Consider the following 25,846-nt stretch of genomic DNA (forward strand, 5'->3'; position numbering starts at 1 on the left):
CAAGGGATGCCGCGCCGTTCTCCCGGAAAAAGGCTCAGGAGAACAGGATCGACGACAGCTTGCGCCGCGCGGCGATCGTCGCCGGGTCCTTCGGGCCCCAGACGTCGAAGAACTGCAGAAGCTCGCGGCGCGCGCCATCGTCGTCGAAGGCGCGGTCGCGCTTCATGATGAAGAGCAGGTGATCGGCCGCCGCCTGGCGGTCGCCCTCGACATTGCGGATCTTGGCGAGCTTCAGCCGCGCCGCATGATCGTCCGGATCAAGCGCCAGCGCCTGTTCGAGCGCCGCGGGATCGCCGAGCTTGCGCGCCTCCTCGATCTGGTCGAGCTTCTTCAGCACCGCCGCGACGGCCGGGTCGGTCGCGACGGGGCCTTGCAGGTTGCCGAGGATCTGGCGGGCATTTTCCGGCTGGCCGGCGGCGATCATGCATTCGGCAATGCCGGCAAGGGCCTGCGGATTTTCAGGATCGGCCTGCAGCAGCGCGCCGTAGAGGTCGGCCGCCCCGGCAAGGTCGCCGGCATCGAACAGGGTCTTCGCCTCGGCAAGCAGCGCCTCGGTCTCGGCCTTCTCGTCGGCGCCGGCGGGACCTGCGACCTTGTCGATGAAGTCGCGGATCTGGCTTTCCGGCACCGCGCCCATGAAGCCGTCGACCGGCCGGCCGCCGACGAAGGCGACGACCGCGGGGATGGACTGGATGCCGAGTTGGCCGGGAATGGAGGGATGGTCGTCGATGTTGAGCTTGACGAGCTTCACGCGGCCCGCGCTTTCACGCACGACCTTCTCGATGATCGGCTGGAGCTGCTTGCAGGGGCCGCACCAGGGCGCCCAGAAATCGACGAGCACGGGCTGCTGGCGCGAGGCCTCCAGCACGTCGCGGGAAAAATTCGCCGTCGTCGTGTCCTTGATGAGATCATCCGCCGGTGCCGCGCCGCCAAAGCTCGCCGAGACGTTCATCTGGCCGCCATAGGACGATGCGTAGGGATTGTCGCCTGCACTCATGGGTCTCTCCTGTGGCGCCAAGCGCCTCGATGTCGTGTCTGTGCCCCAGATCGTATGTCAGGCCGTGACTTTCAAGACAAGCGGCTCGTGGCCGGTCGCCTCGATGAAGCGCAGGAGATCCTTCGAACCGATCGAGGTCGTCGCATCGTTGCGCAGCGGGTGGCCGTTGATCGTGTCGAAGGCCATCAGGTCCGAATCGACGATGATCTTCACCTTGCCCGCCGTGTCGTTGATCACCCCGAAGGCCGTGACGGCGCCGGGAATGACCCCGAGATACTCCATCAGCTTCTCCGGCTTGCCGAAGGAGACGCGGCTCGCGGCACCGATGACCGAATGCACGGTCTTCAGGTCCACCGTCGCATGCTCCTCGACGGTCATCAGGAAATAATTGTCCTTCTTGTCCTTCACGAAGAGGTTTTTCGTATGGCCGCCGGGAATCTCGTCGCGCAGCGCCACCGATTCGGCGACGGTGAAGACCGGCGCGTGCTCCTTCGTGCTGTGGGCAATGCCCAGATCGTCGAGAAACTGGAAGAGATCCCTGTCGGTCTTCGGCTGCGCTTCGGTCATTTTCCTGCTTGTCCCGGCTCAATTGACGTCCATCCGCTGATAGGGCTTCGACCGCACAAGCGCAACCGCCTGAAAATCCGGGACTTTGAAAGTCTCCGGATTTTTTTCTCCAAAATCTGACATTTCCCTGTTGCATTTGAAAAAGCCTTGGGCCATATACCGCCCGTCGCCGCAACGCAGCGACCTTCGGCCACCGACTACCCCAGGCCGTCGACGATGAGCGGGTGTAGCTCAGGGGTAGAGCACAACCTTGCCAAGGTTGGGGTCGAGCGTTCGAATCGCTTCACCCGCTCCATTCTTCCAGACCTCGAAGCCTCGGTTCGCCGGGGCTTTTGTGTTTCTGCGGCGGGGATTCCCACTCAAGACGGGGGCGGGCGGTTTTCGGCGCGCCAGGTTGCGGGGCTCATGGCGGTGACCCGGCGGAATTCGCGGTTGAAGTTCGATTTGGTCTGGAAGCCGGATTCGAGCATGGCCGAGGTCACGGGCATGTCGGTGCCGCGCAGCAGCCGGCAGGCCTCCGCGATGCGGAAATCATTGATGTATTGCGAGACGTTCCTGCCGGTCAGGCGGTTGATCGCGCCGGAAATCTGCCGGGCCGGCACGCCTGCCCGCCGGGCGAGGCGCGCGAGCGTCAGGTTTTCGTCGCGGAAGAGCTTCTGGTCGGCAAGGAGCCGGTCGACCCGCTCCAGCACGTCGCGATCCCGTTCCGCCATCGAATCATCCCGGTCGCCCTCCTCCGGCGGAGCAGGCACGGCGCGGGCGCGCGCGGCGACCGCCGCGGTGAGGCCGGCCAGGAAGAGGCTGAGCAGGTTGGCGTTGCTGACGATCATCGGCACGTTCTCGCCCCGGCTCCACTCGAAATCCAGCGCGATGGCGATGTCGAGGGACGCCGAGAGGCAGAGCGAGCCGGCGGCGATGAGCAGCGCCTTGTGTGCCCCCGCGGCGCCGTCGAGCCGGGCCTCGTCCAGCCCATCGGGGCCGGCATTGGCGAGCCGCAGGAGGATGACGGCGTAGCCGACGAAGATGACGACGAGCGCACCGTCGATGAGATCGGGCGCCAGCACCAGAAGGGCGAGGATCGCCACCGGCGGCGCGGCGTTCAACCAGGGAAGATCCGCCCGGTCGCGATGCATGAGGCTCTGGAAGCTCGCCAGCACCAGCGGCGGCAGGCCGCCCGCCAGCACGGGCAGGACATAACGCACTGCCGTCACGTCATAGCCCCAGCGCAGGCCGACGGCGATCGATTGCAGGATGCAGAGCCCGATCAAGGCGAGGAACGGCCGGTTGCCGCCTTCCTGCTGGCGCAGGAGCGCGACGAAACGCAGGAGCAGCAGGAGGGCGACGACGAAAGGCAGGGGAACGAAGAGCACGGGGCAGCACGGATCGGTTGGCGTTGGCCGGCATCATGATCCCGATCGCGATCAAGGGCGACCTCAAACACGATCGAGGACGCGACGAAGGGCAGGTCGCGGCGAGGATCTGCCGGTCAAGTCCTACCGAACGAGGTTCCGATGTCCATCCTTTCCCTGTTTTCCGCCTTCCTCCTTGCCAGTGTGGCTGCCACACCCGCCCATGCCGCCGAGGTCGGCGTCCGCACGATCACCGTCTTCGCACCGGAGCGCGGGCGCGATATCGACGTCACGGTCTGGTATCCGGCCAAGGCCGGCGGCGCGCCGCTCTTCATCGGCGACAACCGGCTGTTCAAGGGCGCACCGGCGCATGGCGACGCGCCCGTCGCCGAAGGGCGTTTTCCGCTCGTGCTGCTCTCGCATGGCTCGGGCAGCCGGGTGGAGGGCATGAGCTGGCTTGCGACGGCGCTGGCCGAGGCCGGCTTCGTCGTCGCCGGGCCGAACCATCCCGGCACGACGAGCGGCGATTCGACGCCGGCCGCAACGCCAAGACTCTGGGAGCGCACCGCCGACCTCTCCGCCCTGATCGACGCCTTTTCGCAGGACGCCGCCTGGCGGGCGACGATCGATCCGGCACGCGTGGGCGTCGTCGGCTTCTCGCTCGGCGGCGCGGCGGCGATGGAGATCGCCGGCGCACGGGCGGATCTCGAAGCCTATGCCCGCTATTGCGACGACTACGGCAAGTGGGACTGCGCCTGGTTCTCCGGCGGCCGGGGATATGTCGACGACAAGCCCGTGGCGGTGGAGAAGGTCGACCTGCGCAGGCTCGACAAGGCCCGCTTCGAGCAGTCGAACCGGGATGCGCGGGTGCGCGCAGTGGTCGCGGTGGACCCGGGGCTGGCCCAGGCCTATGCCGCGGACAGCCTGAAGGCGATCGACATCCCGCTCGCCTTCATCAATCTCGGCAATGCGGACGCGATCCCCGAAGCGGTGATCGCGGACAGGCTGGCGGCGCTGGTGCCGCAGGCCTCCTATGCGGCGGTGGCGGAGGCCGTGCATTTCAGCTTCCTGCCGGAATGCAAGGAGGGTGGCGCCGACCTGCTGAAATCCTTGGGTGAGGTGGACCCGATCTGCGACGACCCCGGCAACCGCACCCGGGCGGACATCCATGCCGAGCTGAAACAGCGGATCATCGATGCCCTCCAGAGCAGCCTGAAGGGCTCGTTCTGATCAAAGGAAGAAGGGCCAGCGGCCGGCTCCGGCCGCTGGCCCTTCGCCATGCGGTATAAATGTGCCCTACGCGGCCCGGCGCTGGTAGGCGGCGCTGCCGCGCTCCTCGCCGATATGGAACTGCGACAGCGCGGCCTGGAGCTGGGCGGCCTCGCTGGCGAGCACCTGGCTGGCAGCCGTCGTCTCCTCCACCATGGCGGCGTTCTGCTGGGTCATCTGATCCATCTGGTTGACGGCCGTGTTGATCTCGCCGAGCGCTGCGGACTGTTCCTGCGCCGCGCGGGTGATCGAGACGACGTGGTCGTTGACGCGGTTGACGAGGTCCTTGATCTCCGAGAGCACGTCGCCGGTCGACAGCACCAGCGCGACCCCGCCCTTCACCTCGCCCGCCGAAGCGTTGATCAGCGTCTTGATCTCCTTGGCGGCATTGGCCGAGCGCTGGGCGAGCTCGCGCACCTCCTGGGCGACGACCGCAAAGCCGCGGCCGGCTTCGCCCGCACGGGCGGCCTCGACACCGGCATTCAGCGCCAGGAGGTTCGTCTGGAAGGCGATCTCGTCGATGACCGAGATGATCTGGTTGATCTTCTGCGAGGACTGCTCGATGCGGCCCATGGCGTCGATGGCGTTCTGGACGATGTCGCCGGACTTCTCGGCACTGTCCTTCGCCTCGCGCACGATCTCGGAGGCTTCGAGCGCGCGGGTCGTCGAGGTCTTCACCGTGGTGGTGATTTCCTCGAGCGCGGCGGCGGTTTCCTCCAGCGAGGCAGCCTGCTGCTCCGTGCGGTGGGCGAGCTGGTCGGCGGCGGCGGAAAGCTCGCGCGAATTGCCGGTGATGGTGCCGGCGGTGGAAAGAATGCCGGTCATGGTGCTGCGCAGCGTCAGCATGGCGCCGTTGACGTTCGCCTGGAGCTCGGCGAAGTCGCCCTGGAAGTGGCCGGCCATTTCCTGCGTCAGGTCGGCATGGGAGAGCGAGGCGATCACGCGGCGCACCTCGCTGACGCCCCGGTCGACATTCTCGACAAGCTCGTTGACGCTCGTGGCGAAGCGGCGCAGGTCCTCGTCCTCGTAGGCCTTGGTGATGCGGCGGGAGAAGTCACCGGCGGCAGCGGCCGCCACGATCGAGCTGATGTTCGTCTGCAGGTCCTTGCTCTGCGCCTGAAGGGCCGCTTCCTGCGCCTCCATCTCGCGCATCTGCATCTCGTTGGCGCGGAAGACGTCTAGCGTACGCGCCATGGCGCCGATCTCGTCCTTGCGCTCGGTATAGGGGATCGCGTCATCGAGCTTGCCGGCGGCAAGGTTGGACATCACGCCGGTCAGGCGCTGGATCGGGCGTACGATGCCGTTGCGCGCCAGCAGCATGCTGAGCAGCATGCCCGCGACGATGCAGGTGAAGGCGGTCGCCAGCAGCACGGCCTGCGTCGTCGTCGAGCGCGAGATGGCGACGGCGCGCGACTGCGACAGCGTTTCGGCAGAGTAGGTCGTATATTCCTTGAGCGCGGCGGTAACGGCCTTCTGGCCCTCCAGAGCCTTGTCGAGCGCCGCGAGGATCACGGCGCGGCCCTGGCCCTGCGATGAGCCAGCAATCGCCACCATGGCGCGGATATCCTCGAAATAGGGCGTCAGCGACGCGCGGACACCATCGAGCAGCTTCTGCTCGTTGGCATCGGCCGTCGAGGCGATCTTCGGCAGGCGATCGAGCATTTCCTTGGCGCGCTTTTCCGTCTCGACGGCAAAGTCCGCCGCCTTTTCCGGCGCGATCGCCAGCTGGTAGGTCATGCGGCTGATGGCGATGACATCGATGCGCAGGTCCATGGCCTCGCGGGCCACCTCCTCGCGCGCGCCGGTATCCTGAAGCGCCGAGCCGAGTGAACTGAGCCCGCCCCCGCCGACGACGGCGATGGTGCCGGCGGCAATGCCCATCAGGAACACGAGAAGGCCGACTTTCCGGGAAATGGAGAGATCCGAAATTTTCATGGACAGGGTCCCACTAAAGCAATTCCGGCAAAGGCGCGAAGCGGTTTTGCATGCGGAGTTGCGACAAACAAAAGGTTGGAGCGTTTTCGCGATTCAAAGAAAGGCGGATACGCTCCTGGGCGACCGGCGCTGTCCTGGCGCGTTCGCTCCCGCACGTCCCGGTATCATTCCAGGCTCATGGAACAGTTTGTCCACTACAAAGGTTTCGATTCTGTTGCGTTGCGGCAATGCCGTTCGCGAAGGTCAGCCCTTGCGGAAGGCGTAGTCCGTTTCCTGTCGCAGCGTCTCGCCGGGACGCAGCACCGCAGCGGGGAAATCGCCGTGGTTGACGGCATCAGGCCAGACCTGCGTTTCCAGGCAAAAGCCGGCAAAGGCGCCATAGCTGCGGCCGTCGAGCCCCAGGACCGGCGGCCTGACCTTCGCGCCGGTATAGAACTGTACGCCCGGCTCCGTGGTCGACACCTCCAGCGAGACCCCCGAAAGCGGGCTACGGACCTCGACGACCGGGCGTTTCGCCTGCCGGCCCGGCGAGAGGCAGAAATTGTGATCGAAGGCGATCCCGCCCTCCTCCGTCTGCCGGCGCAGCGGCGTCCATTGCCGAAGATCGAAGGGGGTTCCGTCGACGGGCCGGATTTCGCCGGTCGGGATCAGGTTCCCGTCGACGGGCAGGTAGTGCTCCGCCTTGAGGCGAATCTCATGGCCGAGGGCATCGGCGCTGCCATCGAGGTTGAAATAGCTGTGCTGGCAAAGGTTGACGGGGGTCGGCGCATCCGTGGCGGCTTCGTAGAGGACGGACAGGACGCCGTCGCCCGGCAGCCGATAGGTGCAGGTCAGGGCGCAATTGCCGGGATACCCCGCGCGGCCGGCAGGGTCGGTCAGCGCCAGGGTGACGAAGTCGGCGCCCTGCGCGGCGATCTGCCAGTTCTGCCGGCCGACGCCGTCGCTGCCTCCGTGCAGGTGCGTGACACCGCGCTCGTTGCATTCGAGCTGGAAATCCGCGCCGTCGATCGAGAAGCGGCCGCCGTCGATGCGGTTGGCGCAACGGCCCGGCGTCGCCCCGAAATAGGGGGAGTGGTCGAGATAGGACGGAAGATCCTCGAAGCCGAGCACGAGCGGCGCATCATGCCCCTCGAGCCGCAGGTCCTGGATGACGGCACCCCAGGTGAGCACCCGGGCAGTCAGCCCGCCGCCGGCGATCGTGACGCGCTCGACCGCTTCGCCGGTCCCCAGACGGCCGAACACTTCATTTTCCGCACCCACGCTCCACTCCTCCGTCGGCCGATCTTTCCGGGCAACCTGCTGCAATTCCTCGTCACTCGCAACAGGAAAAGTCATACTTTTTCGAAATCCGAACTCAGAAGGATTTCTGGTAGATGATGAAGGGGGTCTCGTCGGCGATGCGGTCGTAGAGCCGGCGCGCCGTCGCGTTGAACGCCTGCGTCATCCAGTAGACCTCCGGCGCGCCCGCCTCCCTCGCCTTGGCATAGACGCCCTCGATCAGCGCCCGGCCGATGCCGGAACCGCGCACGTCGGGATCGGCAAAGAGATCCTGCAGGTAGCAGACATTGCCGATCGTCCAGCAGGAACGGTGGAAGAGGTAGTGCGCAAGGCCGACGGGCTTGCCGTCGAGCGTGGCGAGGAGGCCGCGATATTCGCCTTCCGCGGCCTCGCCCGTCAGCCGGGCGAAGGTGGTGGCATAGACCTCCTCCGGCAGCACCGTCTCGTAGAAGGCGAGATAGGCGGTCCACAGGCGGCGCCATTCGCCTTCATCATCTTCATGCAGCGGGCGAATGACGACACGGCTCACGGGTCAGGCTCCTGTTCCGATCTTTTCCAGATCGTAGGGCGTGGTCTGGTAGATCTCGTTGATCCAGTTGCCGAAGAGCAGATGCGCATGGCCGCGCCAGCGGTTCTGCGGCGGCAGCGACGGATCGTTGTGCGGGAAATAGTTCTTCGGCAGCTTGATCGGCACGCCGGCCGAGACATCGCGGAAATATTCGTCGGCAAGCGAGGTGGAATCATATTCCACGTGGTTGAAGATATAGAGGCGGTTGCCGGCCTTCTCCTGCACGAGGCAGACGCCGGTCTCGTCGGAATCGAGCAGGATGTCGAGTTCCGGCACGGCCCGGATGTCCTCGATGCGGATCTCCGTCCAGCGCGAGACCGGCACCTCGAAATTGTCGGAGAACCCGTTGAGGTAGACCGACGAAGGCTTGCGGTTGTGATGGCGGTAGACGCCGAAGGCCTTTTCCTCCAGCGTGTGCTTCGGCACGCCGTGGAAATGGTAGATCGCCGCCATCGCGCCCCAGCAGACATTCAGCGTCGAATGCACGTTGGTCTCGGTCCAGTCGAGGATCTGCTTCATCTCGTCCCAATAGGTGACGTCCTCGTAGTCGAGCGTCTCGACAGGCGCGCCGGTGATGATGAAACCGTCGAACTTGCGGTGCCGCACCTCCTCCCACGTATCGTAGAAGGCGAGCAGGTGCTCTTCCGACGTGTTCTTCGCGCGGTGGCCGCCGACGCGCACCAGCGACAGCTCGACCTGCAGCGGCGAGGCGCCGACGAGGCGGGCCATCTGCACTTCCGTCTTGATCTTGTTCGGCATGAGGTTGAGCAACCCGATCTGCAAGGGGCGGATGTCCTGCCGGATCGCCACCGTCTCGGTCATCACCCGCACGCCCTCGTGAACGAGGGTTTCGAAGGCGGGAAGCGTATCGGGAATCTTGATGGGCATGTCTCACTCGATCGAAAAAACAAAACCGGCCGCAACAGTGTCGCAACCGGTCCACGGAAGGTTTTTCCTCGCGCGGCCCTTTAGCGACTTGTTTAACGTGGCTGCAAGCCGGCCGGCCAAATCACCACGAGCGATTTAAATAGCGCTCCTTGCGCCACGAATCAATCCACTGCCGGAAACGGGCAAGGCCCGGATGCGACAGGCATCCGGGCCTTGCTTCCTGAAGGAAGACGGCTGCTCAGTAGTAGCTGTAGTAGCGCTTCTTGTAGTACACCTTGCCGCCCCAATGGCCGCCCCAACGATGGCCGTAGTGACCATGGTGGCGCTTGACACGGTAATGCTTCTTGTAGCCGTGATGGCCGTGGCCGTAGCTCTTCCAGCCGTAGCTCTTGTGGCCATAACCGTAATAGCCGGCCTGGGACGGGGCGGCGAAGGAAACAGCGGCGACGACGGCGACGACGGCGGAAATGACGAACTTGCGCATGGGACTCTCCTGATCTCTTCCGGGTTACAGGATGAGCTCCTCTCATCCAGTGATCAGACTGTCCCATATTGCCGGGCGCGGCGCTGTTTCGGATGGAACACCCGCTGAAACCCCGCGCCCTCGGGCTTTTCAGCCTTCCAGTTCCTCGCGCAGCATCTCCAGTTCCAACCATTCCTCTTCCATCGCCGTCAGGGAATGGCGCAGCTTTTCCATCTCCGCCGCCAGCCTGTTGAAGGTGGCGGGATCCTTGGTGAAGAGGGCGGGATCGGCCATCTTCGCCTCGCGGACGGCGATCTCCTTCTCCACCTTCTCCATTTCCTTCGGCAGGTTCTCCAGCGCGAACTTCTGCTTGTAGGAGAGCTTCGCCTTGCCTTTGTTCTCCGCCGGGACCGCAGCGGACGTTTCGGCCGCCTTCGCCTTCTCGGCCTTTTCCGCCTTGCGCTTCTCCTCGATCGCGCCGCGGCGCTGCGCCATCATGTCGGAATAGCCGCCGGCATATTCGATCCAGCGACCATCGGGGTTTTCCGGGTCGGCGGGCGCGATGGTCGAGGTGACGGTGCGGTCGAGGAAGTCGCGGTCGTGGCTGACGAGCAGCACGGTTCCGGCAAAGCCCGCGACGATCTCCTGCAGGAGGTCAAGCGTCTCGATGTCGAGGTCGTTGGTCGGCTCGTCGAGGATGAGGAGGTTCGTCGGCCGCGACAGGATGCGCGCCAGCATCAGGCGGGCGCGCTCGCCACCCGAGAGGTTGCGGATCGGCGTGCGGGCCTGCTCGGGCTGGAACAGGAACTCCTTCATGTAGCCGGTGACGTGCCGCTGCTCGCCGTTGACGAGCAACGTCTCGCCGCGCCCGTCGGTGAGGTAATGGGCGAGCGTGTCGTCGAGGTTGAGGTCCTCGCGGCGCTGGTCGAGCGTGGCGATCTCCAGGTTCGTGCCGAGCTTGACGGTGCCGCTGTCGGGCGCCAGCTGCCCGGTCAGCATCTTGAGCAGCGTCGTCTTTCCGGCGCCGTTCGGGCCGACAAGGCCGATGCAATCGCCGCGGTGGACGCGGATCGAGAACGGCGCAACGATGCTGCGCTCGCCGTAGGCCTTGGTGATCTTCTCCGCCTCGATGACCAGTTTTCCCGATTCCTGCGCATCCGAGGCGCTGGCCTGCACGCTGCCCTGCGGCCCCTTGTGGCCGCGATAGCGGGCGCGCAGATCATGCAGTGCGCCGAGGCGGCGCATGTTGCGCTTGCGGCGGGCGGTGACGCCGTAACGCAGCCAGTGCTCCTCGCGCTCGATCGCCTTGCCGAGCTTGTGCTGCTCCAGCTCCTCGGCCTCCAGCACCTCGTCGCGCCAAGCCTCGAAATGGCCGAAGCCGCGGTTGAGCCGCCGCGACTGGCCGCGATCGAGCCAGACGGTGGCGTTCGACACCTTTTCGAGGAAGCGGCGGTCGTGCGAGATGACGACGAGAGCCGAGCGGGTGGACTGCAACTCGCCTTCCAGCCATTCGATGGTCGGAAGGTCGAGATGGTTGGTCGGCTCGTCGAGGAGAAGGATGTCCGGCTCCGGCGCCATCACCCGGGCCAGCGCCGCCCGGCGCGCCTCGCCGCCCGACAGCGATTTCGGATCCTCGCTGCCGGTGAGCCCGAGATGTTCGAGCAGATAGGTGACGCGATAGGGATCGTCGCTCGGCCCGAGGCCCGCCTCCGCATAGGCCGCGACCGTGTCGTAGCCGTCGAAATCCGGCGCCTGGTGCAGGTAGCGGATCGTCGCGGAAGGATGACGGAAGACCTCGCCGGACTGCGCCTCGGCAAGGCCGGCGGCGATCTTCATCAGCGTCGACTTGCCCGAGCCGTTGCGGCCGACGAGCGAGATGCGGTCGCCCGGCTCCACCTGCAGGCTGGCGCCGGCAAGCAGGGGCGTTCCGCCGAAGCTGAGGAAGATGTCATCGAGTTTGAGAATGGGCGGTGCCAAGGGTCAGGCTCCTGAAAGGTCGTAGGGCCGGGCGATGAGAATGGCGCGGCCGGCGGCGAGCGAAAGGCGGATCGGGCCTTCCGCCACGTTGGAAATGGTGCGCGAGGAGCCGAAGGGCAGCGAAAAGTCCTTCAGCGGATAGCGCGCATTGTCGATGGTGAGGCCGGAAAGGGGCGCAAGGCCGAGAACGGAGAAAAGGCTCCCCTTCGGCAGGTCGATGTCGCGACGGCCCGGCAGCAACGGCCAGGCCTCCTCCTCCCCGGAGGTGAGCTTCACGGTAAACCCCTGCTCTTCCAGCGAGACGGCATGGAGGAGATGCATCAGCGCATGGTCGCTGCGTTCCCCGCCGAGCGCGCCGGCAAGCAGGATGGCGCGCGCGCCGCGCTCGGCCGCGACCGAAACGGCAAGCGCCCCGTCGGTCTCGTTCTTGGCGGCGGGATAGGGCTGGCGCTCGACCTGCGGCCAGGCGGCGACAAGCTCCGGCGGGGTCGAATCGAAATCGCCCACCCAGAGTTCCGGCAGGGTACCGAGGCTTGCCGCATGCCGCATGCCGCCATCCGCCGCAACGACGCGCGCGCCGGCCATGTCCGCGCGAAGACGCGGCGTCACGATGAGCGCGCCCCCGAGAAGGACGACGAATTTCGGGTCTGTCGATACCGGCATGGTCATGGCTGATGCCCTTAGCGCATGTTCTGCGGAAAGGGAAAGATTTTGCGGCCGATGGCAAGGCGTGGCCGGCGGAAGGGCATGAAACGCAAGAAGCGCGGGCAAAGCCCACGCTTCGTTCTGGTCAGGACCGGAACCGGCCTCAGGCGGCCTTGCTTGCCGCGGCACCCCGCGGCGAGAAGAGCAGCCGGTCGGAACCGGCGGTCACCTTGACGGTCGAGCCGTCCGGGATCTCGCCGGCAAGGATCTTCTCCGCCATCGGATCCTGAAGGTGCTTCTGGATCGCCCGCTTGAGGGGACGCGCGCCATAGACCGGGTCGTAGCCCTTCTCGGCCAGCCAGTGCACGGCGTCCTCGTCGAGGTCGAGCACGATCTTGCGATCTTCCAGCAGCTTGCGCAGACGCGTGAGCTGGATGTCGACGATCGCGCCCATTTCCGACCGCCGGAGGCGATGGAACAGGATGATCTCGTCCACCCGGTTCAGGAACTCCGGCCGGAACGCCATCTTGACGACGTCCATGACCTGGTCGCGGACGCTGTCGCTGTCCTCGTTCTCGCCCAGCGCCGTCAGATATTCGGCGCCGAGGTTCGAGGTCATGATGATCATCGTGTTGCGGAAGTCCACGGTACGGCCCTGACCGTCGGTCAGGCGGCCGTCGTCGAGGACCTGCAGGAGCACGTTGAAGACATCCGGATGCGCCTTCTCGATCTCGTCGAACAGCACGACCTGATAGGGCCGGCGGCGGACGGATTCGGTGAGCGCACCGCCTTCCTCATAGCCGACATAGCCGGGAGGCGCGCCGATCAGCCGGGCCACGGAGTGCTTCTCCATGTATTCCGACATGTCCATGCGCTGGATCGCCGTCTCGTCGTCGAAGAGGAAACGGGCGAGCGCCTTGGTCAGCTCCGTCTTGCCGACGCCGGTGGGGCCGAGGAAGATGAACGAGCCGATCGGCCGGTTCGGATCCTGCAGGCCGGCACGCGCGCGGCGGACGGCGCGGGAGACCGCCTGGACGGCATCCCCCTGGCCGACGACCCACTTGCCGAGCTCGTCTTCCATGCGCAGGAGCTTGTCGCGCTCGCCTTCCAGCATCTTGTCCACGGGAATGCCCGTCCAGCGGGAGACCACATGGGCGATGTTGTCGGGGGTCACGACCTCCTGCACCATCGGATCGACGTCGCCGGCATCGCGGCCTTCGGCCTCCTCCAGTTCCTTTTCGAGCTTCGGGATGATGCCGTAGGCAAGCTCGCCGGCGCGCTGGAATTCACCCTTGCGCTGGGCGATCGCCAGTTCGTTGCGCAGTTCGTCGAGCTGACGCTTCAGGTCCGCGGCACGGCCGAGCTTCGACTTCTCCGCCTGCCAGCGCGCGGTGAGCGCGGCGGCTTCCTCTTCCAGCGCGGCAAGGTCGAGCTCGAGCTTTTCAAGCCGATCCTGCGACGAACGGTCGGTCTCCTTCTTCAAGGCCTCGCGCTCGATCTTCAGCTGGATGATGCGGCGGTCGAGTTCGTCCAGTTCCTCCGGCTTGGAATCCACCTGCATGCGCAGCCGCGAGGCGGCTTCGTCCATCAGGTCGATCGCCTTGTCCGGCAGGAAGCGATCCGTGATGTAGCGGTTGGAGAGCGTCGCGGCGGCAACGAGGGCCGAGTCTGAAATCCGGACCTTGTGGTGCTGCTCGTACTTCTCCTTCAGGCCGCGCAGGATCGAGATCGTGTCCTCGACGGTCGGCTCGTCCACCATGACAGGCTGGAACCGGCGGGCAAGCGCCGCGTCCTTCTCGACATGCTTGCGGTACTCGTCGAGCGTGGTCGCGCCGACGCAGTGCAATTCGCCACGGGCAAGCGCGGGCTTCAGCAGATTGGAGGCGTCCATCGCCCCGTCCGCCTTGCCGGCGCCGACCAGCGTGTGCATCTCGTCGATGAACAGGATGATCTCGCCGTCTTCCGCCTGCACTTCGGCAAGGACGGCCTTCAGGCGCTCCTCGAATTCACCGCGATATTTCGCACCGGCGATCAGCGCGCCCATGTCGAGCGCCATCAGCTTCTTGTCCTTCAGGCTCTCCGGCACGTCGCCGTTGACGATGCGCAGCGCAAGGCCCTCGGCGATCGCCGTCTTGCCGACGCCGGGCTCGCCGATGAGGACCGGATTGTTCTTGGTGCGGCGCGACAGGACCTGGATCGTGCGGCGGATTTCGTCGTCGCGGCCGATCACCGGGTCGAGCCGGCCTTCGCGCGCATCGGCCGTCAGGTCGCGAGCGAACTTCTTCAGCGAATCGAAACCCTGCTCCGCGCTCGCCGTGTCGGCGGTGCGGCCCTTGCGGATGTCGTTGATGACCTGGTTGAGCTTGCCCGGCGTCACGCCGGCCTTCGCCAGGATCTCGGACGTCGCCGCGGATTTTTCGATCGCGAGCGCCAGAAGCAGGCGTTCGACGGTGACAAAGCTGTCGCCGGCCTTCTTTGCGGCCTCTTCGGCGGTGGAGAAAACCTTTGCAAGCGGCTGGGAGAGATAGACCTGCCCGTTGCCGCCGGAAACTTTCGGCTGCTTGGCAAGCGCGGCATCGTTGGCGATCCGCACGTCGCGCGCATTGCCGCCGGCCCGATCGATCAGCGACGTCGCCATGCCCTGCTCGTCATCGAGCAGCACCTTCAGAACGTGTTCGGGCGTGAACTGCGGATTGCCGTCGGCCAGCGCCTTCGTCTGGGCGGACTGCAGGAAGCCGCGAACGCGTTCGGAGTATTTTTCAATGTTCATCATTCACCTCCAGGACTCGGCCGGCCCTTCGAGGCACCGGTCGACGTTTCAGGATAAGGCTCCCATCAGGCGAGCCTGTCATGCATGCGATCCCCAGGCCTTGCGACCGGTCAACCGCTTGAAACGAATATGGTGGAGGGTTTTCTGGAATTAAAGGGAGCGCCTGGCCGCCGCCAGAGATTTTTCGCGGGCGCCTTGCAAAACGCAAGAACCCGGCACGAGGCCGGGTTCTTCAGGGATGGTGGAGGCGATTATTCCGACGCTTCGAGGGCCGGAGCCTCATCGCCGGCGGGCTGCGCCTCGTCACCGGCGGCCTGGGCTTCGCCCCGACGCGGACGGCGCGGGCGAGGCGTGCTGCGGCGGCGCGACGGCGCGCGGCCGGCGGTCGGGGCCGCAGCCTCGTCTTCGAGCGAAACTTCAGCCGGCGTGCCTTCGATGATCGGCTGCGGGCCGGTGCCATCGATGACGGGCTGCTCGGCGACGGGGGCCGGGGCAACCGGGGCCGCAACGGCTGCAGGCTCGTCGACGGCCGTCGAATCGATCTCGTCGGAGTCCCGCTCGAAACCGTCGCGATCGTTGAAATCCGTCCGGTCGGCATTGTCCGAGCGCTCGTCCCGCGGGAAACGGTCCTGCATCTGCGCCTGGGCGGCGGCAATGATGCGGTTGTAGTGCTCGGCATGCTGGAGATAGTTTTCCGCCATGACGCGGTCGCCGGCGCTCTGGGCGTCACGGGCAAGCGCTGCGTACTTTTCGGCGATATGCTGGGCCGTGCCCCTGATCTTCACGTCCGGACCCGAGCTGTCATAGGTCCGCGTCAGGGGATTGCCGCCCTTGCGGTGTTGGTTGTTGTTATTGTTGTTATTATTGTTGTTGTTACGCCCGCGGCCGCGCTTGTTTTGCTGTCCTGGCCTCATATGTCACTCACCTAACGTATCGTGTCTTGATGATCATGTGTCTGCACGCCTGATCAGGACACGCCAGATCAAGCATCCTTACCCGCGGGCAAACCACGCCGGTCGGTGGTCCTGTCGCCGTAAGACGTCAAATTAACAGGTACCCGCACTAGGCAGTCTTCAACCCTAGCAACTCTTCGAGAGAGCAATCCTCGCGATCGGGTCATGCAGGAACGAATCTCTGTGCCATGACCGCTTGCCCAGTGCGTGGCCGCAACCTATCCCGCTTCTTTCCCGATTCCAAGTCTTTTCTTTGCGGTCGCAGAATTTACTGTGCTTGCGCAACAAATCACCGGGCAACCGCTGCTATAAAGACAAGGGCGCGGTCATTGCCGCCGAGATCCTTGATCGCCTCGATCCGCGAAAAACCCTTCTCGCGCATGATGGCCGTGACCTCATCCTTCTGGTCGTAACCGATCTCATAGGCCACCAGGCCGTTTTCCCGAAGATGAGCGCCCGCGCCGGCAGCAATGGCGCGATAGGCGTCGAGCCCATCTTCCCCGCCATCCAGCGCCAGCATCGGATCGTGGAGCCGGACCTCGTCGTCCAGCGTTCCGACCACGGAGCGGACGATATAGGGCGGGTTTGACACAATGATGTCGAAGGCCCCGGTCACGGCTGCAAACCAGTCGCTCTCGACCGCTTCGAAGCGATCCGCGACGCCGTTGATATCGGCATTGCGCCGCGCCGTTTCAAGGGCCCCGGCCGAAAGATCGGCCCCCACGCCTGTCGCACCGGGCACGAGGTCCAGGAGGGCAAGACAGATCGCGCCCGTTCCGGTGCCAAGATCGAGGATGCGGCAGCCGCCCGTCGCGCGCACGATCTTCTTCGCATAGGGCGCCAGGGCGTCAACGAGAATTTCGGTATCCGGGCGCGGCTCCAGCGTTTCCGGCGACAGCACCAGGTCGAGCCGCGAAAAGGCCCTGCGTCCGAGGATGCGGTGAACCGGCTCGCGCGCGATGCGGCGGTCGAGCGCCGCATCGACGGCGCGCTGCTCGGCCTCGTCCAGGCTGCGGCCGCTCTCGGTCACGAAGGATGTCGGCGTCAGGTCCAATAGGCCCATGAGCAAGGTCCGCGCGTCGCCTGCGGCATCGGGGATGCCCGCTCCGGCAAGCCGGCGCCGCGCCGCGGCCAGCACCTCGGTGAGCGTCGGGCCGTTCATCGCCCCTGTTCGCCGAGCTGCGCGAGAAGGCCGGCCTGGTAGTCGGCGACCAGCGCATCGACCACCTCGTCGATCTCGCCGACCATCATGCGGTCGAGCTTATAGAGCGTCAGGTTGATGCGGTGGTCCGTGACGCGGCCCTGCGGGAAATTGTAGGTGCGGATGCGCTCGGAACGGTCGCCCGAGCCGACCTGGCTCTTGCGGTCCGCGGAGCGCTCGCTTTCCGCGCGCTGGCGCTCGATGTCGTAGAGCCGCGAGCGCAGCACCTGCATGGCCTTGGCGCGGTTCTGGTGCTGCGACTTTTCCGAGCTCGTCACGACGAGGCCGGTCGGCAGGTGGGTGATGCGCACGGCCGAGTCCGTCGTGTTGACGTGCTGGCCGCCGGCGCCCGAGGAGCGCATCGTATCGACGCGGATATCCTCCGGCCGGATCTCGATGTCGATCTCTTCCGCTTCCGGCAGCACGGCGACGGTCGCCGCCGAGGTGTGGATACGCCCGCTCGCCTCCGTCTCCGGAACGCGCTGGACGCGGTGCACGCCCGATTCGAACTTCAACTTGGCAAAAACGCCGCGCCCGGTGATCGTCGCGATGATTTCCTTGAAGCCGCCCGCTTCCCCCTCGCTCGCGGACAGCACCTCGACCTTCCAGTTATGGGCGGAGGCGTAGCGCTCGTACATGCGGAAGAGGTCGCCGGCAAAGAGCGCGGCTTCCGAACCGCCCGTGCCGGCGCGGATTTCCAGGATCGCGCTCTTCTCGTCGGCGGCATCCTTGGGGAGAAGCAGGATCTGCATCTCCTTTTCCAGACCCTCCAGCCGTTCCTTCAGCTCCGGCAACTCCATCTCCGCAAGGTCGCGCATCTCGCGATCGGTCGCCTTGTCGGCAAGCAGCGCGTCGAGGTCGGCGATCTCGCCGCTGACCTTCTCGTATTCGCGGATCTTCGTCACAACCGGCTGAAGCTCGGAATATTCCGAGGCGAGACGCACATAGGTCTCCGAATCCGGCCCCGCCGACATGCGTGCCTCGATCTCGCCGAAACGGCGTTCGAGTTCGCGCATCTTTTCAACGGGAAGCTTCGCCACCGTTCAAACTCCAGTCAGGTCTTTAAAGCGGAACGCCGTTCTCGGCCGCAAAGTCGGTGAGGATCTGGCGGATCGAGGCCGTCGGCCTTGTATCGTCGAGCGCCGGCGTCAGCACCGCTTCGAGCTTGCCCGCATCGAGCGACAGCAGCATCGACTTGACCGGGCCGATCGCAGCCGGCGACATCGAGACCGAGCGGAAGCCGATGCCGAGCAGCGCCATGGCCGAGATCGGCTTGCTCGCCATCTCGCCGCAAAGCGTCACCGGCGTGTCGTTGCGCATCCCGGCGCGCACGATATCGCGCAGGATGCGCAGGAACGGCCGGCCGAGCGTGTCGAACCGGTCGGAGACGCGGGCATTGCCGCGGTCGACCGCCATGGCGAACTGGAAGAGGTCGTTCGAGCCGACCGAGACGAAATCGACCTCGGCCATCAGCTCGTCGAGCTGCCAGAGCAGCGCCGGCACCTCCAGCATGGCGCCGAACTGCAGCTTCTTGGGCAGCTGCTCGCCGATCTTGGACTGCCGCTGGATTTCCTTCTGGAGAAGATCGCGGACCTCCTTCAGCTCGGAAACCTCGGTCACCATCGGCAGCATCAGCCGGAGATCGGCGCCCGCCGCAGCGCGCAGCATGGCGCGAAGCTGGGTGCGCAGGAGGCCCGGCCGGTCGAGCGACAGGCGGATGGCCCGCCAGCCGAGCGCCGGGTTCTCCTCCTCCGCCGCGCGGAAATAGGGCACGACCTTGTCGCCGCCGATATCGAGCGTGCGGAACGTCACGGGGCGGCCGCCGGCATGCTTCAGCACGTTGCGATAGAACGCCTCCTGTTCCTCCGCCTTCGGCATGGTCGAGGCGATCATGAACTGGAGCTCGGTGCGGAAGAGGCCGATGCCGGATGCGCCGGATTCGTTGAGATGCGGCAGGTCGACGAGCAGGCCTGCATTCATCTGGAGGCTGATCGCCCGGCCGTCCTTCGTGACGGGCTCGACGGCGCGCAGCGCGCGGTACTGCTCCTGCCGGCGGGCGCGGAAACGCACCTTCTCCTCGTAGGAGCGCTGAAGGTCGGGCAACGGCCGCAGATGCACCCGGCCGTCGTCGCCATCGATGATGATGGAATCGCCGTTTTCGGCAAGCGCCACCGCACCCGCCGCCTGGCCGACCACCGGAATGCCCATCGCGCGCGCGACGATCACCACATGGCTGGTGACGGCGCCCTCTTCGAGCACCAGGCCGCGCACGTTCTGGCGCGGATAATCGAGCAGTTCCGCCGCGCCCATGGCACGCGCGACGACGATCGCATCGTTGGGAAAGCTGCTGGCCGAAAGCTTGGCGCCATAGCCGGTCAGCTGGCGAAGGAGCCGGTTGGCGAGATCGTCGAAATCGTGCATGCGCTCGCGCAGATAGGGATCCGTCAGGCGGATCATGCGCGCCTTGGTCTCGCTCTGCACCCGCTCGACGGCCGCTTCCGCGGTCAGGCCGTTGCGGATCGCCTCTTCGAGCTTGCGCACCCAGCCGCGGTCATGCGCGAACATGCGATAGGTTTCCAGCACCTCGCGGTGCTCGCCCTCCATCGACACTTCGCGGCGAGAGAGCATGTCGTCGATCGAAATGCGCAGCGACCCGAGCGCCTCGGCGAGGCGGCCGAGCTCGTGTTCGGAATCCTCGTTCAAAAGGTTCGTCACGACGATGCGCGGCTCGTGCAGCACGACATAGCCGAGACCGATGCCTTCGCCGAAGCTCGCCCCCTCGATCGCGACGGGGCGGGACAGGTCCAGCTCGAGACCGGGCTTGGTGAGCTTCTTCAGCTCGCCGGTCGCCACCATTTCCGCAATCACCATCGCCGTCGTTTCGAGCGCCTCCACCTCGTCCTCGCGGTAGGTACGGCTCGCCTTGTTCTGCACGACAAGCACGCCGAGCGCCCTGCCGGTGCGCAAGATAGGAACGCCGAGGAAGGAGTGGTAGATCTCCTCGCCCGTTTCCGGCAGGTAGGTGAAGGCGGGGTGCGACTGGGCGTCGGAAAGGTTCAGCGGCCGCGCGGAGGCGGCGATCGTGCCGACAAGGCCCTGGCCCATCTTGAGCTGGGCGAGGTGGACGGCCCCGGGATTGAGGCCTTCGGTCGCATAGAGTTCGAGGATGCCATCGGAACGCAGCACGTAGACGGAACACACTTCCGCGACCATGTTCTGCGCGATCTGGCGCACGATCTGGTCAAGGCGCTCCTGCGGCTCGAGCGGCTCCGCCATCAGTTCGCGCAGCCGCTTGAGAAGAACGCGCGGACCCGCGGAGAGGTCTCTCATCGCGTGGCGTCTCCCGAATATGACGTTACTCCACCGGCGTGGGCCACGCCGGCGATCCTTGAGATCGGCACCGAGTCGGCCGGTCCTTACTTCTTATCGAGACCGTAGACGGAATGCAAAGTCCGAACGGCGAGTTCGGCATAGGCGCCGTCGATCAGGATGGAAATCTTGATCTCGGAGGTGGTGATCGCCCGGATGTTGATGCCCTTCTCGGCAAGCGCGCGGAAGGCCGAGGCGGCAACGCCCGCATGGCTGCGCATGCCGATGCCGATGACGGAGACCTTGACGAGGCCCGTCTCGTGCTGGATCACGTCGAAGCCGACCTTCTCCTTGGCGCCTTCGAGCACCTTGAGCGCCTTCTCCATGTCGCCGGACGGCACGGTGAAGGTCATGTCGGTCTTCGAGCCGTCCTCGGAAATGTTCTGGACGATCATGTCGACATTGATGTGGGCTTCGGCGAGCGGGCCGAAGATCGCGGCCGAAACGCCCGGCCGGTCGGCGACGCGGCGGAGCGAAATCTGCGCTTCATCCTTGGCATAGGCGATGCCGGTTACGACTTCCTGTTCCACGATCTCATCCTCATCACAAATCAGCGTACCGGGCGGGTTCAGAAGATCGCCCATGCCCGGCGCATCGGGATCCACGAAAGACGAGCGGACGAAGGTGCGCACCTTGTGCACCATGGCAAGCTCGACCGAGCGCACCTGCAGCACCTTGGCGCCGAGCGAGGCCATTTCGAGCATTTCCTCGAAGGCGATCTTCTTCAGGCGCCGGGCCTTCGGCTCGATGCGCGGGTCGGTCGTGTAGACGCCGTCGACGTCGGTATAGATGTCGCAGCGGTCCGCCTTGACGGCGGCGGCGATGGCGACGGCCGACGTGTCGGAGCCGCCGCGGCCGAGCGTGGCGACGCGGTTGTCGGGGCCGAGGCCCTGGAAGCCGGCGACGACCGCCACCTGGCCCTCACCCATGCGGCGGACGATTTCACCGCCGTCGATCTCGAGGATGCGGGCGGCGCCGTGGGCGTTGTCGGTGCGGATCGGGATCTGCCAGCCCTGCCAGGAGCGGGCATTGATGCCCATCGACTGGAGCGCAATGGCGAGAAGGCCGGCGGTCACCAGTTCGCCGGAGGCGACGATCGCGTCATATTCGCGCGCGTCGTAGAAGGGCGAGTTGGCGCCCGTCACCTTCGGCATGCCCTGCACCCAGGCGACCAGTTCGTTGGTCTTGCCGGACATGGCGGAAACGACGACGGCGACTTCATGGCCGGCATCGACCTCGCGTTTCACATGGCGGGCCACATTGTGGATACGGTCGAGGTCAGCGACGGACGTTCCGCCGAATTTCATCACGATGCGTGCCATTTGTGTGTACCGCTATTCCAGATGTTCGCGCGAGCGCGCGGGAGAAACCGCGGGGTCTCTTAGCGGAAGACCCCGCGCTGCGCAATGCATGGAATCCGGCAAACGGTCTTTGGACGGTTCAGCCCTTGCGGATGATCCGGTAGACGAAGGCCGGCGGCACGTTGCGCAGCGTGCCACCGACCCTGACGGCGGAGAGACCGAGCCGGTCGAGCACGGCGCGCGGCACCGGGCAACGCAGGCCATAGGTGAACTGGTAGAGCGCTGCCCCCTCGCCAAGCCGCGCGAAGGTGCCGGCAAGAATGGCGAAAACCTTCGCCGGCCGCATGGAAAGCAGCGGCAGGCCGCTGATCGCCGCGCCCGCAGGCACGGCGCGGAACCGGGCGATGCGCGCCGCATCGGTGCAGGCGATCTGCGCCTTGGGAAAGCGCTGCTGCAGCAGCGCTGCGAATTCCGCTCCCATTTCCACGAGGACGATGTTCTCCTCCGCGACGCCGCGCCGCAGCAGGGCCCGCGTGAAGACGCCCGTTCCGGGGCCGAGCTCGATGACCCGGCCGGTCTCCGGCCCGATCTCCCGCACGATGAGGTCCGCCAGCGCCTTGCCAGAGGGCGTGACCGAAGCGACGCGCAGCGGATCGCGCATCCAGGCGCGGAAGAAATGATAGGCGTCCATCGTCAGGGCGGTCATCGCAGGTGTTCCGCAACGGAAGGAAAGGTGAGGCCGGCAAGGTCTTCCGACAGCCGCCACAGCCGCGCGGCAAGGACGGGATCGGTCGCGGCGGCCAGCGGCTGCACGATCGCGGGGGCGCCGCGCATCTCGCGAAACCCGTCGGGGCCGATGAACTCGCCCCCGACAAGGCCTTCGGCGGTTGCCGCATGGAGCTGGTTCAGCACGCCCTGCTCGGCATCCTGCGCGAGGAAGCGGTTGCCGATGCGCATGAAGAGGCGCAGCGCGCCCGATGTCGCACTGGTCTGGAGGTTGGTGGCGGAATAGCCGGGATGGGCAAGCACGCTGAGCACCGGCAGGCGGGCCGCCTTGAGACGGCGGTCGAGTTCCAGCGCGAAGAGCACGTTGGCGAGCTTCGACTGGGCGTAGAAGGCAAGGCGGCCATAGGCCTTCTCGCCCTTGATGTCCTCGAAATGGATGCGGCCGCGCCGGTGCAGCTCGGAGCTGACCGTGACGACACGGGCACCGGGCGCGGCGGACAGCAGCGGCAGCAGGCGTAGCGTCAGCGCGAAATGGGCGAGGTGGTTGACACCGAACTGGGTTTCGTGGCCCTGCCGCGTCAGCCCGTGCGGCGGCATCATGACACCGGCATTGTTGATGAGGAGATCGACCGGCCGGCCTTCGGCGACAAGCCTGGCGGCAAAGGCCGCGACATCGTCGAGATCGGCAAGATCGAGCCGGCGGAGCATGACCGCGGCCCCGGGAAGCTCGGCGCGAATGCGGGCCAGCGCCCGCTCCCCCCGGCCCTCATCGCGCGCGGTCATCAGGACCGCGGCGCCCTTCCTCGCAAGCTCGCGCGCCGTCAGGAAGCCGAGGCCGCTATTGGCGCCGGTGACGACAGCAAGGCGGCCGGCCTGGTCCGGCATCTGCGAAAGGGTCCATGGTTCCCGCCTCGTCTCGGCGGTTGCCACACGGGCTGCACGCATTATGATACCTCGCAGAAATCTGAACAGTGTTTACATTGTGCTAGCGCATAATCTTTACACTGTAAAGATGACATGTCTGCGAGGCCTGCGATGAACGAGAAAAAAACTGCCGAACGCGGCTATCACCACGGCGACCTGCGCGACGCGCTGATCCGCGCTGCCGACGAGCTGCTCACCGAGCGGGGCCTCGAAGGGTTCACGCTGCGCGAGACCGCCCGGCGCGCCGGGGTCTCGCCCGCCGCCCCCTCGCACCATTTCGGCGGCACGGCGGGCCTTCTCACGGAGGTCGCCGCCCTCGGCTGGGCGGAGCTTGCCCGCCGGCTGGCGATTGCCGGCGATACCGGCAGCACGGCCGAACGCCTCAAGGCGCAGGGCGTCGCCTATGTGCGCTTCGCCGTGGAATTTCCCGGCCGCTTCCACCTGATGTTCCGCCACGACATGCTGCTGCGGGACCAGCCGTCACTCGACCGGGCGACGGGCGAGGCCTGGAATGCGCTCGAACGAACCGTGCGTGCCCTGCGCGGCCAGAAGGAAGGCGAGGAGCTCGACGCCGAGGGCGAGGCCATGCTGATCGGCATCTGGTCGACGGCGCACGGTTTCGCCCACCTGACGCTCGACAAGAAGCTTTCCCGCATGGCCGAATGCGGCAGCGACACGGACATGCTCGACACGCTCTTCCCCTCCATCATCGATACGCTCTGGGTGAAGCGGCTCGGCTGAGACGAAAAGGCCCGCGCACCTTTGGGCACGCGGGCAAAGGGGATCGGATGGTACGGCAGTTCCCGCAAGACCGCTTCGCGGCTTTACCGGAAATGCCGGAGAGATGGCCGCGGGCGAAACGCCGCCCGCGGCCGGTTCGCCTTACTTCTGCCAGCTCTTGACGAGTTCGTCATAGTTGACGGTGAGCGGCTTTTCCTTTTCGTTCTCGATCTTCAGCTGCGGCGCGAGGTTGCCCTTCGCAACGGCATCCTTGTTCCAGTATTCGAGATCGTGCTCTTCGGCGAGCTTCGGACCCATGTCGCCCATGACGCCGGCGCGCTCGAGGCGCTCCAGCACCTTCTCCTGCTCGGCGCACAGAGAATCCATGGCTTCCTGCGCGGACTTGGCGCCCGAGGAGGCATCGCCGATCGCCTGCCACCACAGCTGTGCCAGCTTCGGGTAGTCCGGGATGTTCGTACCCGTCGGCGACCACTGCACGCGGGCCGGCGAACGGTAGAACTCGATCAGACCGCCAAGCTTCGGCGCCCGCTCCGTGAACGACGGATGGGCGATCGAGGATTCGCGGATGAGCGTCAGGCCGACATGGCTCTTCTTGACGTCGACCGTCTTGGAGACGACGAACTGCGCATAGAGCCAGGCGGCCTTGGCGCGGTCTTCAGGCGTCGACTTCAACAGCGTCCAGGAACCCACGTCCTGGTAGCCGAGCTTCATGCCGTCCTTCCAGTAGACGCCGTGCGGCGACGGGGCGAAGCGCCACTTCGGCGTGCCGTCCTCGTTGACGACCGGCAGGCCTTCCTTCACGAAGTCGGCGGTGAACGCCGTATAGGTGAACATCTGCTGGGCGACCTCGCCCTGCGAGGGAACCGGGCCGGATTCGGAGAAGGTCATGCCGCCGGCAGCCGCCGGTGCATAGGCCTTCAGCCAGTCGAGGTACTTCTGGATGGCATAGACCGAAGCCGGGCCGTTGGTGTCGCCGCCGCGGGCGACGCACGAGCCGACCGGACGGGAATTCTCGTCGACCTTGATGCCCCATTCGTCGACCGGCAGGCCGTTCGGGATGCCCTTGTCGCCGTTGCCGGCCATCGACAGCCAAGCGTCGGTGAAGCGCCAGCCGAGCGACGGGTCCTTCTTGCCGTAGTCCATGTGGCCATAGACCTTCTTGCCGTCGATCTCGCGGCCGGTGAAGAACTCGGCGATGTCCTCATAGGCCGACCAGTTGACCGGAACGCCGAGGTCGTAGCCGTACTTCTCCTTGAAGTCCGCCTTGTTCTTCTCGTCGTTGAACCAGTCGTAGCGGAACCAGTAGAGGTTCGCGAACTGCTGGTCGGGCAGCTGGTAGAGCTTGCCGTCCGGCGCGGTCGTGAAGGACTTGCCGATGAAGTCGTCGAGGTCGAGGCCGGGATTGGTGACGTCCTTGCCTTCGTTCGCCATGAAATCGGTCAGCGAGCGGGCCTGCTGGTAGCGCCAATGGGTGCCGATCAGGTCCGAGTCGTTGACATAGGCGTCGTAGATGTTCTCGCCCGACTGCATCTGCGTCTGGAGCTTCTCGATGACGTCGCCTTCGCCGATCAGGTCGTGGGTGATCTTGATGCCGGTGATGGCGGTGAAGGCCGGCGCAAGGACCTTCGATTCGTATTCATGCGTGGTGATCGTTTCCGAGACGACCTTGATCTCCATGCCGGCAAAGGGCTTGGCGGCATCGATGAACCACTGCATCTCCGCTTCCTGGCCGGCGCGGTCGAGCGCGGACAGGTCGCCGATTTCCGCATCGAGGAATTTCTTGGCGGCATCCATGTCCGCGAATGCGGAGCCGGTGAACGCCAGCAGCATGGCTGCCGTCGTCGTCAGAAGTTGCTTTCGCATATTGATCCTCCCTTGGGGTTTTGCGATTGCATGCGCGAAGGCCCCTATTCTCCCCGGGGCCT

At 65.8% G+C, this 25,846-nt stretch carries 21 protein-coding genes, 1 tRNA gene and 1 riboswitch; of the genes, 3 read left to right on the plus strand and 19 right to left on the minus strand.

Annotated elements, in window-relative coordinates; genetic code table 11:
* Nucleotides 1–34: 34 nt before the first annotated feature.
* Both trxA and AABQ55_RS01360 read right to left on the minus strand, forming a co-directional pair.
* Nucleotides 35–997, minus strand: a complete 963-nt coding sequence (gene trxA, locus AABQ55_RS01355) for a thioredoxin (protein ID WP_272806967.1) — start codon at nucleotides 995–997, stop codon at nucleotides 35–37.
* A 57-nt stretch (nucleotides 998–1,054) separates the two neighbouring features.
* A complete protein-coding gene (locus AABQ55_RS01360; protein WP_272806968.1) occupies nucleotides 1,055–1,564 on the minus strand; it encodes a prolyl-tRNA synthetase associated domain-containing protein in 510 nt (169 codons plus the stop codon).
* 220 nt (nucleotides 1,565–1,784) lie between these two features.
* On the opposite strand from AABQ55_RS01360, the gene AABQ55_RS01365 reads away from it, so the two are divergent.
* Nucleotides 1,785–1,859: transfer RNA gene (locus AABQ55_RS01365), tRNA-Gly, on the plus strand.
* A gap of 64 nt (nucleotides 1,860–1,923) precedes the next feature.
* Here AABQ55_RS01365 and AABQ55_RS01370 read toward each other — a convergent pair.
* Nucleotides 1,924–2,934 carry a helix-turn-helix domain-containing protein gene (locus AABQ55_RS01370; protein ID WP_272806999.1) on the minus strand — a complete coding sequence of 337 codons (1,011 nt, stop codon included), beginning with the start codon at nucleotides 2,932–2,934 and terminating at the stop codon, nucleotides 1,924–1,926.
* 141 nt (nucleotides 2,935–3,075) lie between these two features.
* Here AABQ55_RS01370 and AABQ55_RS01375 point away from each other — a divergent pair, with 141 nt between their 5' ends.
* Nucleotides 3,076–4,143, plus strand: a complete 1,068-nt coding sequence (locus AABQ55_RS01375) for an alpha/beta hydrolase family protein (RefSeq protein ID WP_272807000.1) — start codon at nucleotides 3,076–3,078, stop codon at nucleotides 4,141–4,143.
* A 66-nt stretch (nucleotides 4,144–4,209) separates the two neighbouring features.
* Here AABQ55_RS01375 and AABQ55_RS01380 read toward each other — a convergent pair whose 3' ends face one another.
* From AABQ55_RS01380 to AABQ55_RS01450, 15 genes are all read right to left on the minus strand, one after another.
* Nucleotides 4,210–6,117 (minus strand): methyl-accepting chemotaxis protein, encoded by a 1,908-nt coding sequence (locus AABQ55_RS01380; RefSeq protein ID WP_272807001.1) that lies wholly within the window; start codon nucleotides 6,115–6,117, stop codon nucleotides 4,210–4,212.
* Between the two features lie 243 nt (nucleotides 6,118–6,360).
* Nucleotides 6,361–7,377: an aldose epimerase family protein gene (locus AABQ55_RS01385; protein ID WP_272807002.1), complete on the minus strand. Its 1,017-nt coding sequence runs from the start codon at nucleotides 7,375–7,377 to the stop codon at nucleotides 6,361–6,363.
* 94 nt (nucleotides 7,378–7,471) lie between these two features.
* Nucleotides 7,472–7,924, minus strand: coding sequence for a GNAT family N-acetyltransferase (locus AABQ55_RS01390; RefSeq protein WP_244769255.1), 453 nt, complete (start codon nucleotides 7,922–7,924; stop codon nucleotides 7,472–7,474).
* A 3-nt stretch (nucleotides 7,925–7,927) separates the two neighbouring features.
* Entirely contained in the window at nucleotides 7,928–8,851 is a 924-nt protein-coding gene (gene metA / locus AABQ55_RS01395) for a homoserine O-acetyltransferase MetA (protein ID WP_272807003.1), read from the minus strand.
* 60 nt (nucleotides 8,852–8,911) lie between these two features.
* A riboswitch (SAM riboswitch) is annotated at nucleotides 8,912–8,989 on the minus strand.
* Nucleotides 8,990–9,089: 100 nt separating this feature from the next.
* Complete coding sequence (locus AABQ55_RS01400; RefSeq protein ID WP_244769253.1) at nucleotides 9,090–9,335, minus strand: hypothetical protein; 246 nt, start codon at nucleotides 9,333–9,335, stop codon at nucleotides 9,090–9,092.
* 129 nt (nucleotides 9,336–9,464) lie between these two features.
* The gene (locus tag AABQ55_RS01405) at nucleotides 9,465–11,291 is read right to left on the minus strand and encodes an ABC-F family ATP-binding cassette domain-containing protein (protein ID WP_272807004.1); all 1,827 of its coding nucleotides are present in this window, start codon (nucleotides 11,289–11,291) and stop codon (nucleotides 9,465–9,467) included.
* Between the two features lie 3 nt (nucleotides 11,292–11,294).
* Nucleotides 11,295–11,954, minus strand: a complete 660-nt coding sequence (locus AABQ55_RS01410; protein ID WP_244769420.1) for a thiamine diphosphokinase — start codon at nucleotides 11,952–11,954, stop codon at nucleotides 11,295–11,297.
* 145 nt (nucleotides 11,955–12,099) lie between these two features.
* Nucleotides 12,100–14,706 carry an ATP-dependent chaperone ClpB gene (gene clpB / locus AABQ55_RS01415; RefSeq protein WP_272807005.1) on the minus strand — a complete coding sequence of 869 codons (2,607 nt, stop codon included), beginning with the start codon at nucleotides 14,704–14,706 and terminating at the stop codon, nucleotides 12,100–12,102.
* 251 nt (nucleotides 14,707–14,957) lie between these two features.
* Entirely contained in the window at nucleotides 14,958–15,620 is a 663-nt protein-coding gene (locus AABQ55_RS01420; protein ID WP_272807006.1) for a DUF4167 domain-containing protein, read from the minus strand.
* Nucleotides 15,621–15,948: 328 nt separating this feature from the next.
* Nucleotides 15,949–16,821 carry a peptide chain release factor N(5)-glutamine methyltransferase gene (gene prmC, locus AABQ55_RS01425; RefSeq protein ID WP_272807007.1) on the minus strand — a complete coding sequence of 291 codons (873 nt, stop codon included), beginning with the start codon at nucleotides 16,819–16,821 and terminating at the stop codon, nucleotides 15,949–15,951.
* Nucleotides 16,818–17,900 carry a peptide chain release factor 1 gene (prfA, locus tag AABQ55_RS01430; RefSeq protein ID WP_244769248.1) on the minus strand — a complete coding sequence of 361 codons (1,083 nt, stop codon included), beginning with the start codon at nucleotides 17,898–17,900 and terminating at the stop codon, nucleotides 16,818–16,820. Before prfA ends, prmC begins: the two co-directional genes overlap by 4 nt.
* Nucleotides 17,901–17,922: 22 nt before the next feature.
* Nucleotides 17,923–20,190: a phosphoenolpyruvate--protein phosphotransferase gene (gene ptsP, locus AABQ55_RS01435; protein WP_272807008.1), complete on the minus strand. Its 2,268-nt coding sequence runs from the start codon at nucleotides 20,188–20,190 to the stop codon at nucleotides 17,923–17,925.
* An 86-nt stretch (nucleotides 20,191–20,276) separates the two neighbouring features.
* On the minus strand, nucleotides 20,277–21,551 hold the full coding sequence (locus AABQ55_RS01440) for an aspartate kinase (RefSeq protein WP_244769246.1): 1,275 nt from the start codon (nucleotides 21,549–21,551) through the stop codon (nucleotides 20,277–20,279).
* A 118-nt stretch (nucleotides 21,552–21,669) separates the two neighbouring features.
* Nucleotides 21,670–22,236: a class I SAM-dependent methyltransferase gene (locus AABQ55_RS01445; protein ID WP_272807009.1), complete on the minus strand. Its 567-nt coding sequence runs from the start codon at nucleotides 22,234–22,236 to the stop codon at nucleotides 21,670–21,672.
* Entirely contained in the window at nucleotides 22,233–23,201 is a 969-nt protein-coding gene (locus tag AABQ55_RS01450) for an oxidoreductase (protein ID WP_272807010.1), read from the minus strand. Before AABQ55_RS01450 ends, AABQ55_RS01445 begins: the two co-directional genes overlap by 4 nt.
* A 90-nt stretch (nucleotides 23,202–23,291) precedes the next feature.
* Here AABQ55_RS01450 and AABQ55_RS01455 point away from each other — a divergent pair, with 90 nt between their 5' ends.
* The gene (locus AABQ55_RS01455) at nucleotides 23,292–23,921 is read left to right on the plus strand and encodes a TetR/AcrR family transcriptional regulator (RefSeq protein WP_272807011.1); all 630 of its coding nucleotides are present in this window, start codon (nucleotides 23,292–23,294) and stop codon (nucleotides 23,919–23,921) included.
* A 141-nt stretch (nucleotides 23,922–24,062) separates the two neighbouring features.
* Here AABQ55_RS01455 and AABQ55_RS01460 read toward each other — a convergent pair whose 3' ends face one another.
* Complete coding sequence (locus tag AABQ55_RS01460; RefSeq protein ID WP_244769242.1) at nucleotides 24,063–25,784, minus strand: ABC transporter substrate-binding protein; 1,722 nt, start codon at nucleotides 25,782–25,784, stop codon at nucleotides 24,063–24,065.
* Nucleotides 25,785–25,846: the final 62 nt, after the last annotated feature.

The organism is Shinella sp. WSD5-1 (assembly GCF_963942435.1).
In the GTDB taxonomy this organism is placed as follows: domain Bacteria; phylum Pseudomonadota; class Alphaproteobacteria; order Rhizobiales; family Rhizobiaceae; genus Shinella; species Shinella yambaruensis.